This is a genomic window from Spirosoma terrae (assembly GCF_010435915.1).
Taxonomy (GTDB): Bacteria; Bacteroidota; Bacteroidia; order Cytophagales; family Spirosomataceae; genus Spirosoma; species Spirosoma terrae.
Window position 1 is genome coordinate 55024 of the sequence record NZ_JAAFZH010000004.1, and the last position, 15448, is coordinate 70471.

General features: G+C 47.8%; 15 protein-coding genes. 6 read left to right on the top strand and 9 right to left on the bottom strand.

Annotated elements, in window-relative coordinates:
* Positions 1-97: 97 nt before the first annotated feature.
* From GK108_RS10650 to GK108_RS10665, 4 genes are all read right to left on the bottom strand, one after another.
* On the bottom strand, positions 98-1951 hold the full coding sequence (locus tag GK108_RS10650; RefSeq protein WP_163947152.1) for an STN and carboxypeptidase regulatory-like domain-containing protein: 1854 nt from the start codon (positions 1949-1951) through the stop codon (positions 98-100).
* A 43-nt stretch (positions 1952-1994) separates the two neighbouring features.
* Positions 1995-3086 carry a FecR family protein gene (locus GK108_RS10655; RefSeq protein WP_163947155.1) on the bottom strand — a complete coding sequence of 364 codons (1092 nt, stop codon included), beginning with the start codon at positions 3084-3086 and terminating at the stop codon, positions 1995-1997.
* A 2-nt stretch (positions 3087-3088) separates the two neighbouring features.
* Positions 3089-3709: an RNA polymerase sigma-70 factor gene (locus GK108_RS10660; protein WP_163947158.1), complete on the bottom strand. Its 621-nt coding sequence runs from the start codon at positions 3707-3709 to the stop codon at positions 3089-3091.
* A 93-nt stretch (positions 3710-3802) separates the two neighbouring features.
* Positions 3803-4441: a deoxynucleoside kinase gene (locus tag GK108_RS10665; RefSeq protein WP_163947161.1), complete on the bottom strand. Its 639-nt coding sequence runs from the start codon at positions 4439-4441 to the stop codon at positions 3803-3805.
* A gap of 221 nt (positions 4442-4662) precedes the next feature.
* Here GK108_RS10665 and trhO point away from each other — a divergent pair, with 221 nt between their 5' ends.
* Positions 4663-5637: an oxygen-dependent tRNA uridine(34) hydroxylase TrhO gene (gene trhO, locus GK108_RS10670; protein ID WP_163947164.1), complete on the top strand. Its 975-nt coding sequence runs from the start codon at positions 4663-4665 to the stop codon at positions 5635-5637.
* Positions 5638-5847: 210 nt separating this feature from the next.
* On the top strand, positions 5848-6753 hold the full coding sequence (locus GK108_RS10675) for a hypothetical protein (RefSeq protein ID WP_163947166.1): 906 nt from the start codon (positions 5848-5850) through the stop codon (positions 6751-6753).
* A 21-nt stretch (positions 6754-6774) separates the two neighbouring features.
* On the opposite strand, the gene GK108_RS10680 is transcribed toward GK108_RS10675, so the two are convergent.
* Together GK108_RS10680 and GK108_RS10685 are read right to left on the bottom strand one after the other, a co-directional pair.
* Positions 6775-7731, bottom strand: coding sequence for a glycosyltransferase family 2 protein (locus GK108_RS10680; RefSeq protein WP_163947169.1), 957 nt, complete (start codon positions 7729-7731; stop codon positions 6775-6777).
* Positions 7728-8273, bottom strand: coding sequence for a GNAT family N-acetyltransferase (locus GK108_RS10685; protein WP_163947172.1), 546 nt, complete (start codon positions 8271-8273; stop codon positions 7728-7730). The genes GK108_RS10680 and GK108_RS10685 overlap by 4 nt, the downstream gene beginning before the upstream one ends.
* A 106-nt stretch (positions 8274-8379) precedes the next feature.
* Here GK108_RS10685 and surE point away from each other — a divergent pair, with 106 nt between their 5' ends.
* The gene (gene surE / locus GK108_RS10690) at positions 8380-9156 is read left to right on the top strand and encodes a 5'/3'-nucleotidase SurE (protein ID WP_163947175.1); all 777 of its coding nucleotides are present in this window, start codon (positions 8380-8382) and stop codon (positions 9154-9156) included.
* An 81-nt stretch (positions 9157-9237) separates the two neighbouring features.
* Positions 9238-10779, top strand: a complete 1542-nt coding sequence (locus tag GK108_RS10695) for a GH3 family domain-containing protein (RefSeq protein WP_163947178.1) — start codon at positions 9238-9240, stop codon at positions 10777-10779.
* A 65-nt stretch (positions 10780-10844) separates the two neighbouring features.
* Here the strand turns inward: GK108_RS10695 and GK108_RS10700 are convergent, their stop codons facing one another.
* Together GK108_RS10700 and GK108_RS10705 are read right to left on the bottom strand one after the other, a co-directional pair.
* Positions 10845-11483 (bottom strand): LysE family translocator, encoded by a 639-nt coding sequence (locus GK108_RS10700; RefSeq protein WP_163948545.1) that lies wholly within the window; start codon positions 11481-11483, stop codon positions 10845-10847.
* Positions 11484-11589: 106 nt separating this feature from the next.
* Complete coding sequence (locus GK108_RS10705) at positions 11590-12138, bottom strand: NUDIX domain-containing protein (protein ID WP_163947181.1); 549 nt, start codon at positions 12136-12138, stop codon at positions 11590-11592.
* A 73-nt stretch (positions 12139-12211) separates the two neighbouring features.
* Here GK108_RS10705 and GK108_RS10710 point away from each other — a divergent pair, with 73 nt between their 5' ends.
* Together GK108_RS10710 and GK108_RS10715 are read left to right on the top strand one after the other, a co-directional pair.
* Positions 12212-13219: a cation diffusion facilitator family transporter gene (locus GK108_RS10710; RefSeq protein WP_163947184.1), complete on the top strand. Its 1008-nt coding sequence runs from the start codon at positions 12212-12214 to the stop codon at positions 13217-13219.
* 32 nt (positions 13220-13251) lie between these two features.
* Entirely contained in the window at positions 13252-13959 is a 708-nt protein-coding gene (locus tag GK108_RS10715; protein WP_163947187.1) for an SIMPL domain-containing protein, read from the top strand.
* Positions 13960-14301: 342 nt separating this feature from the next.
* On the opposite strand, the gene GK108_RS10720 is transcribed toward GK108_RS10715, so the two are convergent.
* Positions 14302-15444 carry an efflux RND transporter periplasmic adaptor subunit gene (locus GK108_RS10720; protein WP_163947190.1) on the bottom strand — a complete coding sequence of 381 codons (1143 nt, stop codon included), beginning with the start codon at positions 15442-15444 and terminating at the stop codon, positions 14302-14304.
* Between the last annotated feature and the right edge of the window lie 4 nt (positions 15445-15448).

A 15448-nucleotide genomic window follows, 5' to 3' on the forward strand; every position in this document is an offset into this window, starting at 1 on the left:
GAAACCACAGAGAACACAAAGAATAGATTTCAGTCAACACTCTGTATCCTCTGTGGTTCATTTAAACTCCTGGCTACCAGAAGAATCGTAATTAGTTCTATGGATTCCCGAACCGCAAACCGACCTGAAAACCGACCCAGCCCCAGTGATAGCTATTACTCCGTTGCGGTAAATAGTCATGAAACAACGCGAAGGTCGGCTGCATGAGTGGCGGCACAGTCGGGTCTTCGCTGAAATACCAGTTGACGGTGGGACCAAAGGCGAGCGAAACATGACGATTCAGTTTTGTTTCTACCGTTGGACTAAAGCGAATGTGCTGATTCCAGTCGTTGAAATTGGTCGGCAAATAGAACAAATGGCTGGCCGTAAGCTCCAGGCCTAACAGCGTTCGGGAGGATAATCTAAACGCTGTTCCAATTCCGTAACCAGCACTTAGCTGCGGACTACCCGGCCGGTCGAAGCTTGTTCCGGCGGTAAGGATATTATAGAACTGCCGCACCCCCGTTCGATACGTAACGTTGAGCAGGTTAACCTCATTCGTCGACACCTCAACCCGACGATACCCGCCTTTCCGAACATGACTAAGCAAACCGAATGGCACATTGCCGGCTGAATCGGCCAGGTTGATCAGGCCAATCTGATGCCCCCCCGTAATTCGTCGGGCGCGGTTGAGGATACCACTGATCTGCCACCCATGCACATCCTGACGAGCTACATTAAGAATACCGGCAATCTGAACGCCAGTCAACGTCTGACCCGCTACGTTCATCAGGCCGCCAATCTGAACCATACCGCGTTGCTCGCCGAGCGTTGTATTGAATAGCCCGCCCACCTGAACCCCACGCGCATTCTTCATATTCACGTTAAATAAACCGCCCGCCTGAAAACCGCTAACGGAACCACCGTTTACGTTAAAAAGGCCGCCAATCTGTGTACCAATAACCTCTCTACCGACCAGGTTACCTAAACCACCCGCCTGAAAGCCATAAACGTCTGCCTGAACCAGGTTTAGCAGCCCACCCACCTCAAACGAACGAACCCCAAACGAATAACCGGCCAGCATATTGACCGAAATCCGGTTAACAATTCGGCCACTTAGCCGGTGGTTGGTTCCGATATACGGCACAAACGACACCTGCCAATCCCGATACAAGGTATCCCGACTCAGGTTTATATCGTGAACGGCCTGCTGAGCCGATACGAACAGATTCATAATACTCATTCGTCCTCGATCGAGCAGCGAGGGTTTTGACTCAGGTGTCGAATCAGGGACTACGGCTGGCATCGAAACAGAAACAGACGCCAGCGGATCGGCGGGTCGGGTTGTATCTTCGGTTCTACGTATCGGTAAAGCTGCCACCGAAACCTGAGGAGGTAAGGGTTTTAATCGGACGTTTACTGAGTGCGTGAATTTACCACGTATCGTCACGCTCTCACCTACGTAAGCCTGTTTACGCACGTCCAACCGAATCACAGGGATATCGGTGGGCAGTTTAATCCGGTAATAGCCAAATGGATTGCTGACCGTAGAAGCCAGTGTTGTTTTTTCAAAAATACTGGCCTGACCGATTCGCTCCCCCGTTTGCTCATCCAGTATGTAGCCGTCCAACAGCAGACTTTTAGGAGCCGGATCAGGTTGGTCGGCTTTTAGCAGAATAAGGTGATTACCCCGCGATTTGACCGTAACGCTATTCGCAAACAGCTGACTCAATACTTGCCGAACTGGTGCATTCGTTAATCGAATGGAAACCAGCGCATTTCCATCGATGTGGGACGGGCTGTACGCAAACTCAAAACGGCCCGCACTGCTGATCTGACGAAGGGCATCTTCCAGTCGTTGATTACGAATATCAACCGAAATAATACGTTCCAGAGGGGGCGTTCCCTGCGCTTGCAGGCAGTGACTGAGAACGGAACAAAAAAGAATTGTAAAAAAATAACGTATTGACATGGTGGGTACTTTTCACGCAAGACACCTATTCTGATGGTTGCCCCTACTTCTGACAGCCAGCCCCGTCCAGAATAACTTGTTTTCCTTCGTGCCGGACTCGCAGACTGAGCGATTCGGCCGTGATGTCGATAACAGCGTTTAACGGCGTATTATCGAAACGGGTGTTCAATAAACAGCTGCCTATTTTATCGTTGGCCAGTCGTATATCCGCATCGTAGACCTGATTCAACGTTTTCACTACGTCGCGTAATGGTTCATTATCAAACACAAGCAGACCCGTTTTGTAGGCAAAAACATTCGCCGTCTGCTGCAACGATCTACGTATCGTATCGGCTGAAGCGTCAAAGGTTGCCTGCTGATTTGGTGTTAACAATACGGCTTTTTGCTTACTGGCAAACCGTACTTTCCCGGTTTTTACAGCCACACTGACATTACGATCATAAGCCCGCACATTAAACGATGTGCCAAGTACCTGTACCGATGTTTGCCCGGCCTGTATCCGAAATGGACGCTGCGGATCGGGCATCACATCGAAAAAAGCCTCACCAGTCAACGCTACGTCCCGATGCTCCTCGGTAAACTCTGTGGGATAACGAAGGGTAGAGTGTCGATTTAGCCTGATGGTTGTTCCATCGGGCAGCACACGATCCAGAGGTTGGTCGGTGGTACGTACCGTGATAAAGGCTTTTGCGGTTTTAGGTTCGTGCAGGAACCGGAAAGCCGACCAGCCAACCCCTATTGCTACGATCAGCACAGCCGCTACCCGCCAGAGAGAACTCCCCCAGAATGACTGATTGCTACGTATCGGCGGGGCTTGTGTCTGTGGTTGCTCGTCCCGCAGAACAGGCATCGGTTTCACGACCGGATCGGCCTGGGTTTCCGTTTTTTTATCCGCAGACCGCATTTTTTGCTGAACGGACAACCAGGCAGCATCCGTGTCGATGGGTGAAGCATCAGCAGGCGTAGCGGTTTGCCAAATACGGTCGAACGCAGCAAAATCGTCCTGGGTAGGCTCATCTGGGGCCGAATCCTGGCTAACAAGCCACTGCTGCACCCGGGCCGACTCGCCAGGGTCGGTCTCGCCTGCCAGAAATTTCGCCAGCAGAGCGTCGTCTATGGGTCGTTGATTGGCCATGATCAGGAGTGGCCCAGTAGCCACGTCAATAGTATAATTGGTAAATAGTCGCTCAATTCTGTTCGTAAGATACGGAGAGCTTTTCCAATCTGATTTTCGACGGTTTTGATCGAAATACCCAGCTGGTCGGCAATTTCCTGATATTTTAATTCCTCAAACCGGCTCAATGTAAACACCAGCCGACACTGTTCGGGCAGTTTTTGAATAGCCACCTGCACACGCCCGGACAGTTCGTCGCCCAGGATTGCCTGTACGGGCGATTCGACCGATGCTTCGGCCGTGTAGAGCGTATGCTGTCGATGTTCTTCCCGAATGGCGAAATGTTTTATTCGATTCAAACAACGGTTATGGACGGCCCGAAATAGATATGATTTCAATGAAATGGAAATGATTAGCCCGTCGCGTTTCTCCCAAAACGCTAAAAACATAGCCTGAACCTCTTCTTCGGCATCATCGGCATCGGGCAGAAATTGGCGCGCATACCGACACAAGGGTGCATAAAACTGCCGAAAAACAGTCTCAAATACACGCTCGTCGCCCTGCCGGATAGCCGTTACTACGTCCTGCTCAGTTGGTTGCACTGACTTATGTGGATGAATGATAGGAAGCGACAAAGCTATCATTTTCGCTGCAAATACACTTGTTCAGCACTATGACACCTAGTTATCGGTTCCCCCCTACGCCAGTTAAAAAAGATTTTGGAGCACTGGCCTTTACTACGTATTTCGGCTGGCAAACTTGATTAATCGTTCATCGATTAACTGCGTGATCATCGTAAAATCGTCGGGTCGTTCGTGATAATCCAACTGATTGACATCAATAATGAGTAACTCCCCGCTCCGATACGTCCGTACAAACTCTTCGTAGAGTTTGTTCAAACTTTCCAGGTAATCATCACTAATCGCTTTTTCGAACGAGCGGCCCCGCTTACGAATCTGCCTGCGTAGTTTAGGCAAATCGGCCCGCAAATAAATCATCAGATCGGGCGGATGAACCAGGCTGATCATATTCTCAAATACGTTTCGATACGTTTGATAGTCGCGGTCACTTAACGTACCGATCTGGTGAAGATTTCGGGCAAAAATAGACGCATCTTCATAGATGGTCCGATCCTGAATAATGGATCGATGATCTTCTTTAGCCACCGTTAATACCCGACGCATTTGCGCAAACCGGCTATTCAGGAAGTAAATCTGAAGATTGAAAGCCCAGCGACGCATATCATTGTAAAAATCAGCCAGATAAGGATTGTCGTCAACGGCTTCATACAAAACCTCCCAATTATAATGTCTGGCTAACAGACTGGCTAACGTCGTTTTTCCTGCTCCGATATTTCCAGTAATGGCGATGTGCATACGTAATGATAATGCTAAACGTAATGAATAGAACACGTAACAAATAAAGCAATCGCTTTAAAACAAGCTAGAGAAACTCACTAAACGCGAAACGGGTAAACGCAAACCTTCCTGTTATGGAACGAACTTGACCAAAATGGGTTTATTTTTGCAGTAAATTTCAGTTAATGAGTGTGCACAGAGACCACTGATCAGTCATTAACGCTTTTCCTGTTTGACAAATGAAACCGTACCGCGTTCTTCTGTATTATATCTATTCGCCGATCGAAAATCCGGAGCAATATCGCGAGGAACATCACTTGCTGTGTCTTCAACTCAATTTGCTTGGCCGGATAATAGTAGCTCCAGAGGGATTAAATGGCACTGTATCGGGTCTGTCAGCCGATTGTGACGCCTATATGGCTACGCTCCAGGCCGATCCTCGGTTTGCCGGAGTCGAGTTTAAAATTGATGAGTCAGACAAGCACACGTTTCAGAAACTACACGTTCGGGTCAAAAACGAAATTGTTCACTCTGAATTTCCCGTTGACCCGTTAAAACAAACAGGCATTTACGTTGAGCCCGACGAATTTAAGAACCTGAAAAACGATCCGGACGTCGTGCTGGTTGATATGCGTTCCAACTATGAGCATTCAGTAGGGAAATTCAAGGGAGCCATTACTTTCGATATGGAAAACCTGCGTGAGCTGCCCGAGCATATTCAGGAAATTGAGCATCTGAAAGGATCCAATAAGAAGATCATTACGTATTGCACAGGCGGCATCAAGTGTGAAAAAGCCTCGGCTTACCTTATTTCGCAGGGTTTCGATAATGTGTATCAGCTTCATGGCGGTATCATTAAATACGGCATTGAAGCGGGTGGTGAAGATTTCGATGGCGAATGCTACGTATTCGACAACCGCGTAACGGTTCCGGTCAATCACGTGAACCCGACCGTTGTATCGACCTGCCTTCGGTGTGGCACATCAACCAGTCGCATGGTAAACTGCGCCAGTCCGGCCTGCAATAACCATTTTACCCTCTGCGAAGCCTGTGGAGCAGCGCATCAGGGTACCTGCACGGATGCCTGTAAGGAAGATCCGAACCTGCGCGCGTATGACGGCACGGGATATTACGGCAAAGAAACGCTAACGTATTCGCCCCTGCAAGGCTTCAAAAGTCGGCAGGGTCAACCGTTGACTATTTCATTAGAGTAGTAAGCCAACTGGCATTTATCATATTCCCCAAAAGGGCCAAAACGTGTCATCGAGTGCTGGCATATTTTGGCCCTTTTTGTTGTATCTGGGATTGAGTAAACGGTCAGATTGGCACTTGCTTGACATAGCTATTTTTACGTCTTTTGGCACCCATATTCGCGTGTTCATTTCTGGGTATTTATTCCTACCGATTAGCTCACTAAGAAACTCATGAAAAGTCTGCTTGTTGTACTTATGCTGTGCGTCCAGCTGGCAATGGCTCAGTCGTTTACGGCCGAAACCAGCGATATCTATGTAGGCGAGTCCAATACCGAATTCTACGGATCTATAAACATACTGTCGGGGACGTTAAAAAAATCGGACAAACTGGCTATCTATGCGGAAACGGGCAGAAAATTTTCCGCCACCATCACGAAGATGAGTTTGCTGGATCAACCAAAAAAAGAAGTCAATGAAGTCCAATCTGGTAGCGTCGCTTTTATTGAGTTCAAAACAACCGACGATGCCACCACGGGAAAAGATTATCTGCGGAAAGGCTACAAAGTTTATCCGTATACGTTCAACCCTGTAGAAAAATCGGCTCCTATTTCGAGTACTACGTCCAAAGGAAACTTTAGTTGTACGCTGGATGGAAAACCGTTTACGGCAAAAGTGGCTTACAAAGGCGCTTCTCTATTCAGGAAAGGGGTTAAAAACTATACAGAGAAACCGTATCTGCAACTTCAGTTTTCGTCCACAATGTCGCCCGACGACCGCGTGCTGACCATTCAGATTTTCAACCCGAAAGAATCTCCGTTTACCTACACGGTTAAGGATATGGAAGTGAATTTCTCCGGTGCTACTGACGGCAAAGCCGATCACACCACACTGTTTGGCTTTGTGAACGGAAAGGGGGATACTGCTTTCAAAGTTGAGATCACTAAGTGGCAAACGGGCGCCGACAAAGCAACCATTTCCGGGAAAGTAAGCGGCAAGCTTAACGAGATAAAACTGTTGGGTACTGCCCGCACCTACAATACATTTGAAAATGGTACGTTCGAAAACATTGAGGTTGAGCTAATTAAAAATCAACCTGACCTAAAGCAGATGATGAAAGAGGCTGGTGCTAAATTTTAACGGATCACATCCAGGGCTTTGCTAGTCGAGTCTACTGCCACCGGTAAATACGTCCCGCACCCGGTAGGTCGTCTTTCCCTCCGATTCGAAATAAGTACGCATCTGCATTTCAGCAATCAGCCCAAAGGCCAGTAGCATTAGCCCCGCTAACACGAGTACAGCTATCAGTATGAGCCAGTTAACGGCAACAGTTGGTTGATTTACCACCAAACGTATTAGCAAATAAAAACCGGTAACAACCCCAGTCAGTATAGAAAAAGTTGCCACTGGTGCAAACAAACGCATTGGTCGATGGAAATAGCGCTGGAGAAAAAGCACGACCAGAAGATCTGCCAGGACCTTTCCTACCCGACCCAGGCCATACTTCGACACGCCGTGAACCCGAGGGTGATGCTGCACATCCATCTGCGTCATTCTGGCTCCCTGCATAGCCGCTAATACCGGAATAAACCGGTGCAATTCACCATATAACCCGAGTTGCTGTGCTACGTTCCGACGAAATACTTTCAGCGTACATCCGTAATCTTTTAGGTGCACTCCCGTAAACCAGCGTATCATGGCATTAGCGAATCGACTGGGTATTTTACGTAATACAACGCCATCCTGCCGGTTCGCCCGATTTCCAGCCACTACATCCCAATTTCCCGATTCAGCAAGATGCAGCATCCGGGGAATATCGGCCGGATCATTTTGCAAATCACCGTCTAACGTAATAACATAATCACCCATAGCAGCGGCAATACCAGCCGCCATCGCAGTCGTTTGTCCATAGTTTCTGGCCAGCACGATGAGCTTTGTATGTCCATCAGCCGCCTTCTTGACGGCCTCTACGGTCCTGTCGCGTGAGCCGTCGTCGACCAGAATCAATTCATAACGTAGCGCTTGAAGGGATTCCCGAATCCGTTCCAGCAACGGGGGAATGTTATCCGCTTCATGATATAACGGTATAACAATTGAAATGAGCCCATGATACGTCATACCTGATTGGAATTACGAACGAACGGCTCACGTAGTGGTTTACTCATGATGTAATCATTCATCCAGTAAGACCCAATGGCGATGTCCTCTTCCCGTACTACGCGAAACCCCTGTTTCTGATAAAAATGGAGGGCTTTGTTGAACCGATTGACGTTCAACTGCAACTCTTCCGCTCCCAATTCCTGACATCGCTGCTCTATTTCCTGAATCAGCAATTTGCCGTAGCCACTACCCTGGGTGGCCGGAAGCACGTAAATTTTATGCAGTTTATAAATTTTAGTATCGGCCACGTAGGGCGCAAAAGCCGCAAATCCACGTAGCACAGGTTTCGCTTCCCCTTCGTCGACCTCCAGCAAAACAAACGTATGGCCCATCCTAGTCATCTGTTCCAGAAGCGCTTCGGGCGAATACATGGCGGCAAACATATACTCAATCTGATCGGGTTCTAATATGGACCGATAGGTTGGCTCCCAGATTTGTTCCTGCAACTGGATGATAGTCGGTATGTCTTCAGGACTGGCGGTACGAAGTTTAGTCGACACGTTCTTGCGTATTTACGTAGTTTTGCAACAAATATAGTGGTTGGTTGCCAGTCGGCAGATCGTTGCCGAACTATCCTCCAGCCTACGCTAGCAAAACATCTTGTTTATGGCCGATCAAAAGCCTCTGATATTAGTAACCAACGACGACGGTATTACCTCCGTCGGAATTCGCACGCTTGTCGAACTGATGAAGCAACTAGGTTCAGTTGTGGTGGTGGCCCCCAATAGTCCACAATCTGGCATGGGCCATGCGATTACCATTTCTAACCCGATTCGACTCTACCCTTCTGATATATTTGGCGATGTTCCCGCCTACGAATGTTCTGGCACCCCCGCCGATTGCGTTAAACTGGCCAAGCATCACGTATTGAAAGACCGTTCTCCCGATCTGGTCGTGAGTGGCATCAACCACGGCAGCAACTCGTCGATCAGTATCTTATACTCCGGAACCATGTCGGCTGCTATCGAAGCCGCTATCGAAGGAATTCCTGCCATTGGCTTTTCGCTGAACGATTTCACCAGCCAGGCCGATTTTTCGCACACACGCGACCATATTCTGACCATCACCCGTAGTGTGCTGGAGCGCGGCCTGCAGAGGGGTACCGCTTTGAACGTAAATTTCCCGGCCCGAACAGCAGAGCCATTGAAAGGAATTCGGATCTGCCGCCAGGCCAATGCCAAATGGCAGGAAGAATTTGATGAGCGACGCGACCCGCACGGTCGCCGGTATTTCTGGATGGCAGGCGATTTCGTCAATTTCGACACTCATGCCGAAGATACCGACGAGTATGCGCTTTCGCAGAATTATACATCCGTTGTCCCCTGTCAATACGATCTGACTTCATATGGCATGCTCGACGAACTAAAAAACTGGAAACTTTAAGGATGTGTACCGTATGATGTATGATATAAGGGCTATTTAAACGTTCTTTTCATATCTCGTACTTCCTAACATCTCTCAACTATGGCACTTTTAGGCAGTATGCTAAAAAACGGTATTCGTCTGACGAACGCCGTAAGGTTACGTAAAACCAACCCTTTTAAGCAGCAACGTAAAGCGTTCCGCAAACTGGTCAGTAAGGCTCGTTTTACGGACTTCGGCACTACGTATCATTTTGAAAGCCTGCTTAGTGCAGCCGAATTTGGAACCCCTCGTGAATTCTATGAGAAGTTTAAACAGCAGGTTCCCATTCATGACTACAACTCCATGTTCGACCGGTGGTGGAAACGATCACTGGATGGTGAAAAAGACGTAGCATGGCCGGGCCGGGTTAAGTATTTTGCTCTTAGTTCCGGTACGTCAGAAGCAGCGTCCAAGTATATTCCGGTTACGAAATCAATGTCGAAGGCTATTCAACGAACCAGTATTCGACATATTCTGACGCTCGGTCTTTATCAGAACCTACCCTCCACGCTCTACGAGAAAGGCTACCTGATGCTCGGTGGCAGCACTAACCTTAACGCCCGGGAAGGCCATTATGAGGGTGATTTGAGCGGCATTACCGCCAGCCAGATTCCCTACTGGTTCCAGCGCTTTTACAAGCCAGGCAAAGAAATTGCTCAGGAACGCGACTGGGCGCTGAAACTGGATGAAATTACGGAGCAGGCGGGTAGTTGGGACATTGGCTACGTAGTGGGTGTTCCGGCCTGGATTCAGTTGTTGATGGAGAAAATTATAGCGCGCTATAATGTAAAAACGATCCATGATGTATGGCCCAATCTGATGGTTTTCTGTCACGGGGGCGTATCGTTTGAGCCATATCGGAAAGGGTTTGAGAAGTTGCTGGCCCATCCCATTACGTACATCGAGACGTATCTGGCTTCGGAGGGCTTTATCGCTTACCAAGCTCACCCCAATGCAGAAGGGATGCAGTTGGTACTCAACAATGGTCTGTTCTTCGAATTTATTCCCTTTAACGAGAAAAACTTTTCGCCCGACGGCGAATTAGTAGCCAACCCGCAGACGCTCATGATCGATGAGGTGGAAGAAGGGAAAGAATACGCCCTGCTGATTTCCACTTGTTCGGGGGCCTGGCGGTATCTGATCGGAGACACGATTCGATTTGTCAGCAAAAAACGCTCTGAGATTGTCATTACGGGACGTACTAAGCACTTCCTGAGCCTTTGCGGAGAGCATTTGTCGGTCGACAATATGAACAAGGCCGTTGAACTGGTATCGCAGGAGTTGGGTATTTCGGTACGGGAGTTCACCGTTGCGGGCATATCGCACGATACGTTGTTTGCCCACCACTGGTACATCGGGACCGACGACGTAGTGGACCCTACCGCTCTTCGCGACCGGATTGATGCCAAACTAAAAGAACTCAATGACGACTATGCCGTTGAGCGGAAACACGCGCTTAAAGAAATTACGGTGACCGTACTGCCCGCCAAAACCTTTTATGACTGGATGGAATCGAAGGGAAAAATGGGTGGACAACACAAATTCCCCCGCGTGCTGAAAAAGAATCTTATTGCTGAATGGCAGGCATTCCTGGCTAAGTAATGATCGTCTTTTGCCGTTCCGGCGGGTCCGCTGGTCGGGACGGCAAAAAAAAGTCATTCTTACACTTACCAGTTGATAGCTTTTGACAGGGGTTCTAGCAACCGCGTATACGTAATGTTAGCGGCACCAATCAGGAAGACAACGCCCGTTGTCCGGTTAAAGATCGTTACCACCCGTGGCGTAAAAAATCGCTTCAGCCGGTTGGCGTAATAAGCCAATGCTGTTTCCATAGCAAATACGCCAACAAGACTGGCAGTCATAAACGCATATTGCTGGCCGGTATCGTAATGTAAGTGCGATCGGATATAGGCGACAATCGCCACCCACGATACAAAGTTGACCGGATTCAGGGCGTTCAGGAAAAAGCCTGTCGTAAAATAATAGACGAAATTGCCGAAACGAGTTTTAGGGTATGCTAACCGGGGAGTTCCCTTGAGAATGTTCACCAGCCCCATAGCGATCAGAAAAACAACACCAACAGCCGCCAATATATTATCCAGGCCCTTTATTTCGGGCATAAATGATGTTCCGAGCAAGGCAGCCAGCACGAACAACGTATCACCGGTTATTACGCCGAAAACTATTTTGAGACCAGATCGAAAGCCATTATCGACGCTGTTCTGTATCAGCGCAAAGAACACCGTTCCGAAGGTAAGACAAAGGGCAACGCCAACTAAAAAACCAAATAGGATAGGTAAAAACACAAGCAAAAACTGATTTGTAATGTGTGGTTCATGATTATAAGACAGGGTCTGGTTCGTTGACCGGGCCATACCTTATAAGCTCTAAACCAAAAACGATACACGGTGTTTAAATTCCCCGCATTCGGGCAACGATCAATAGGCCACTCACACTAAGCGAGTCTGTGATGCGACTCGACATCACCATATCGACAGCCTCCGACAGTGGTAACTTCCAGATTCGCAGATCTTCGGTTTCTTCGGGCTCATGCTGACCCTGTACAAGCTCTTCGGCAATGTAAAGGAAGCCCTCTTCGTCAGTAGCCGAATTTGAGGTATGAATACGGGCAACTTTAGTCCATTTTTTTGCCTCCAGCCCGGTTTCTTCCCGCAGTTCCCGTTTAGCGGACTCCAGTGGATCGGTATTCAGTGGAGAGCCACCTTCCGGAATTTCCCACGAATATTCGTTGAGTGGATACCGGTATTGTCCCACCAGATACGTATTACCATCTTCATCAATTGGAATCACCCCAACAGCCTTATTCTTAAAGCTAACCACACCATAAATACCCGGCGTACCGGCCGGTGTGACAACCTCTTCGTGCCGAATAGAAAGCCAGGGATTTTCGTACTTAACAGACGATTCAAGCGTTTTCCAGGGGTTTTCAGTCTCGTTCATGCCGACGAAAGTACGAACATTACGGCTATGAATTGCTACCTTTGTGGCCACAAACTAGAAACCGTAACACTTCATGAGTGCCAGTCAGCGCATAAAATACCGATGGATGGGCGTATCGCTGGGCCTGAGCATTGTTCTGCTGGTTCTTAAATTCACGGCTTATTTTCTGACGTACTCTACAGCTATTCTCAGCGACGCTGTTGAGTCCATTGTGAACGTAATAGCCAGTGGTTTTGCCTTCTACAGTATTTATCTGGCCGGTCAGCCCCGCGACCAGAACCATCCATATGGCCACGGTAAAATCGAGTTTTTATCCTCCGGTTTTGAGGGGGCGATGATTCTCTCGGCAGGTCTGGTTATCCTCTGGCAATCGATTTTAAGTTTTTTCGAACCCAAAGAGCTGGCGAATCTGGATGTGGGCTTTGGCTTAATCGGACTAACCGCTCTAGCCAATGCCTTCGTGGGCTGGATGCTTATCCGTACTGGTCGCCAGACAGATTCCAGTGCGCTCATGGCCGATGGTCGCCATCTGCTTACGGATACGGCAAGTAGCCTTGCCGTGATGCTGGGCGTAGCGCTGGTCGTCCTCACGGACATGCAATGGATTGATGCCGCCATATCCCTAATTCTCTCTTTTGCTATTATTTACAGTGGGTTTCAACTGGCTCGCCAGTCGGTGGCCCGGCTAATGGACGAAACCGATGGACCAACGCTGGATCGTGTCGTTACGTTGCTGAACGTTCATAAAGATCAGAACTGGATTGATGTACACAACCTACGGGTGCAGAAGTACGGTGCAGATCTTCATATCGACTGTCATTTAACCCTTCCCCACTATTGGACACTCAATCAGGTTCACGACGAAGTGCATCATTTTGAAGACACACTAAAGGATGGTTTTCAGGTTGAGGTTGAAATTTTTGTCCACACAGATCCGTGTCAGAAAGAATGCTGCCACTACTGCCGGGTTGCCGATTGCCCCGTTCGGATGGCAGCCTTTGTTCAGGATATTGACTGGAACGCCGACAATTTGCCCTTAAATCAGAAGCATTTTGTTTCGATTGAGGCTATAAGTCACTAATATTACAGAATCAACGCGTAATCTTCATACTCATGCGGCTCATCTACGTACCGTTCCTGCTTCTGCTGGCAATTGGTTATTGTACCTCTTTGTCTGCCCAGGCAACCAACAACCATCTGACTGTGCTTGGCGAAGCCTCCGAAGAAGTTATGGCCGATCAGGCAACGCTCAACATCAACTTGTCATTCTCGGACGAAAAAGACATCACTATGGTTTACGAGCAGCATAAAGCAGCCCGTGAACGAATTTTGGCGATGCTAACGGAGCTTAAAGTACCGGCAAAGGACATACAAACCCAACTGCTTCTTGTGCGTAAGGAACGTGACTTTTCTATGGGTAACCCGCCTTCCGATAAATTTAAAGGATTTCAACGGGTACTTATCAAGTTTGGGGATTTGAAACGCTATGCCGACATTCAACAACACATAGCCTCAAATGGATTTACAGATGTAGCAACCACTTTTTCACTTAGCAACCAACGAGACATTGAGCTTCGATTATTTGAGCAGGCGGTGGTCAATGCCCAACGAAAAGCCGATCGACTGGCCAAAGCGGTTTCACGCTCAATAAAAGGTATTGTACGTCTTGGTGATACGGATGAAAACGAGGTTATATCCACCTTACGAGCTACAACAATGCTTTCGTATATGAATAGCTATCAGACTGATCGCCCAATAAATGCAGTTCAACAAACTTTTAGATTGAACGCCGTAGTAAAAGTTGTATATGAATTAAACTGACTGCTCTCTCGGCTCAAGTCACTCTCCCTCAACTAGGTTTTTACCCATTAATCCCCAAAATCTGCTTTCTGATTTTGGGGATTAACTCTTATAAAGGTCCATTTTTTACCCGGAAATTAATATTTACCCAAAAAGTTGTATTAAATCTTTTTATTTACCAATTTTGACTCGTTAGCTGATTAGTTAGATCAGCGCAAGCATTGCTTTTTTCAATTCAGGTTGTATTCAAATACCAGCAAAAAACGCCTTCTTCCATTGAGGGCGTTTTTTCTTTTCCATTCCAGCTAACGTAGCACGTTTGACAAACGTCACTCACTACGTTAACTGGAATGGCCTGTTCGTCTATTCCCCTTCTGTATTCTTAATTTTCATCAGCAGGGCATAAGCGTTCTTCACCACTAACTTAGTCTGTTCGGTGATCCCTGCACCCGTTAGCTGCTGATATCCCTGGTTTGTTACGCCGGGTGTGATGTCGACCATTTTAAATACACCATTTCCCCTATCTATAAAAACATAGGATTTGTTCCCCCAACGAACAACAGCATCTTCAGGGACAGTGAGGGCTATTTTGTTTTTAATAGCCACATCGCCATTCATGAACGTACCGATCGCCAGAACAGGACTGTACTGCTTAAAGTGACATTGAACTTCAGCCATGCGATCCTGATTCAGATTTTTATTGATCAGTATGATTTCTGCGGGGTATTTTTTTCGTGAATCGGCATTTGTGTAGGCCATCACCTGCTGACCAACCGACAATTCGTTCAGGTCCTTTTCAAATACATTCAGGATTAGGTGAATATCGTCCGGATCGATGAGTTCAAACAGCATGTCGGTGGGAGCGGTATATTTACCTACGTTGACATTCACTTTCGTTACGTATCCATTTATAGGCGACAGAATCGATACGCTCTTCGATATATTCTCCGGTTTGAGCGTTGCCGGATTGATGCCGATTACCGACAATTTCTGAGCTAATGCACTCATCAGAATACGTTGCGTTTCCATATCCGCCCGCGCCTGTTGAAATACCTTATCGCTGCTGGCTTTGCTGGCGTTTAAATCGCGCTGACGACTAAATTCACTCTCGGCCAGCACAAACTGGGCTTTGGCCGTCAGGTAATCCTGCTGAAGCTGAATAAACTGCATATCTTCCAGTTCAGCCAACACCTGCCCCTTACGGACACCCATTCCCGGTAGCATTTTGGACGATTTCAGATAGCCCCCCAGCGGAAAACTTACGCTAACCGTGTTTTGTGGAGGAATGGCTATTGTCCCCTGAAGAGTCAGCATTCCGCTGACCGCTGATCGTTTAGGAGTACCCGTTTCTATACCAACACTTTGTAGCTGGCTGGGCGAAAAAGCAACTTCATTGGTCGCTACCTTAATGTCTTCTTTTGGCGTTGCATCGGCCGAATCACTCGTATGGGATTGACAAGCACCCAGAATGAGCAGACTAAGCCCGATGATTATATATCGTTTCATGATT

What these genes read in the sequence shown, in the direction of transcription:
- GK108_RS10650 (WP_163947152.1), bottom strand. Translation starts at nt 1,951, where the DNA reads ATGTCAATACGTTATTTTTTTACAATTCTTTTTTGTTCCGTTCTCAGT.
- GK108_RS10655 (WP_163947155.1), bottom strand. Translation starts at nt 3,086, where the DNA reads ATGGCCAATCAACGACCCATAGACGACGCTCTGCTGGCGAAATTTCTG.
- GK108_RS10660 (WP_163947158.1), bottom strand. Translation starts at nt 3,709, where the DNA reads ATGATAGCTTTGTCGCTTCCTATCATTCATCCACATAAGTCAGTGCAA.
- GK108_RS10665 (WP_163947161.1), bottom strand. Translation starts at nt 4,441, where the DNA reads ATGCACATCGCCATTACTGGAAATATCGGAGCAGGAAAAACGACGTTA.
- trhO (WP_163947164.1), top strand. Translation starts at nt 4,663, where the DNA reads ATGAAACCGTACCGCGTTCTTCTGTATTATATCTATTCGCCGATCGAA.
- GK108_RS10675 (WP_163947166.1), top strand. Translation starts at nt 5,848, where the DNA reads ATGAAAAGTCTGCTTGTTGTACTTATGCTGTGCGTCCAGCTGGCAATG.
- GK108_RS10680 (WP_163947169.1), bottom strand. Translation starts at nt 7,731, where the DNA reads ATGACGTATCATGGGCTCATTTCAATTGTTATACCGTTATATCATGAA.
- surE (WP_163947175.1), top strand. Translation starts at nt 8,380, where the DNA reads ATGGCCGATCAAAAGCCTCTGATATTAGTAACCAACGACGACGGTATT.
- GK108_RS10695 (WP_163947178.1), top strand. Translation starts at nt 9,238, where the DNA reads ATGGCACTTTTAGGCAGTATGCTAAAAAACGGTATTCGTCTGACGAAC.
- GK108_RS10705 (WP_163947181.1), bottom strand. Translation starts at nt 12,138, where the DNA reads ATGAACGAGACTGAAAACCCCTGGAAAACGCTTGAATCGTCTGTTAAG.
- GK108_RS10710 (WP_163947184.1), top strand. Translation starts at nt 12,212, where the DNA reads ATGAGTGCCAGTCAGCGCATAAAATACCGATGGATGGGCGTATCGCTG.
- GK108_RS10715 (WP_163947187.1), top strand. Translation starts at nt 13,252, where the DNA reads ATGCGGCTCATCTACGTACCGTTCCTGCTTCTGCTGGCAATTGGTTAT.
- GK108_RS10720 (WP_163947190.1), bottom strand. Translation starts at nt 15,444, where the DNA reads ATGAAACGATATATAATCATCGGGCTTAGTCTGCTCATTCTGGGTGCT.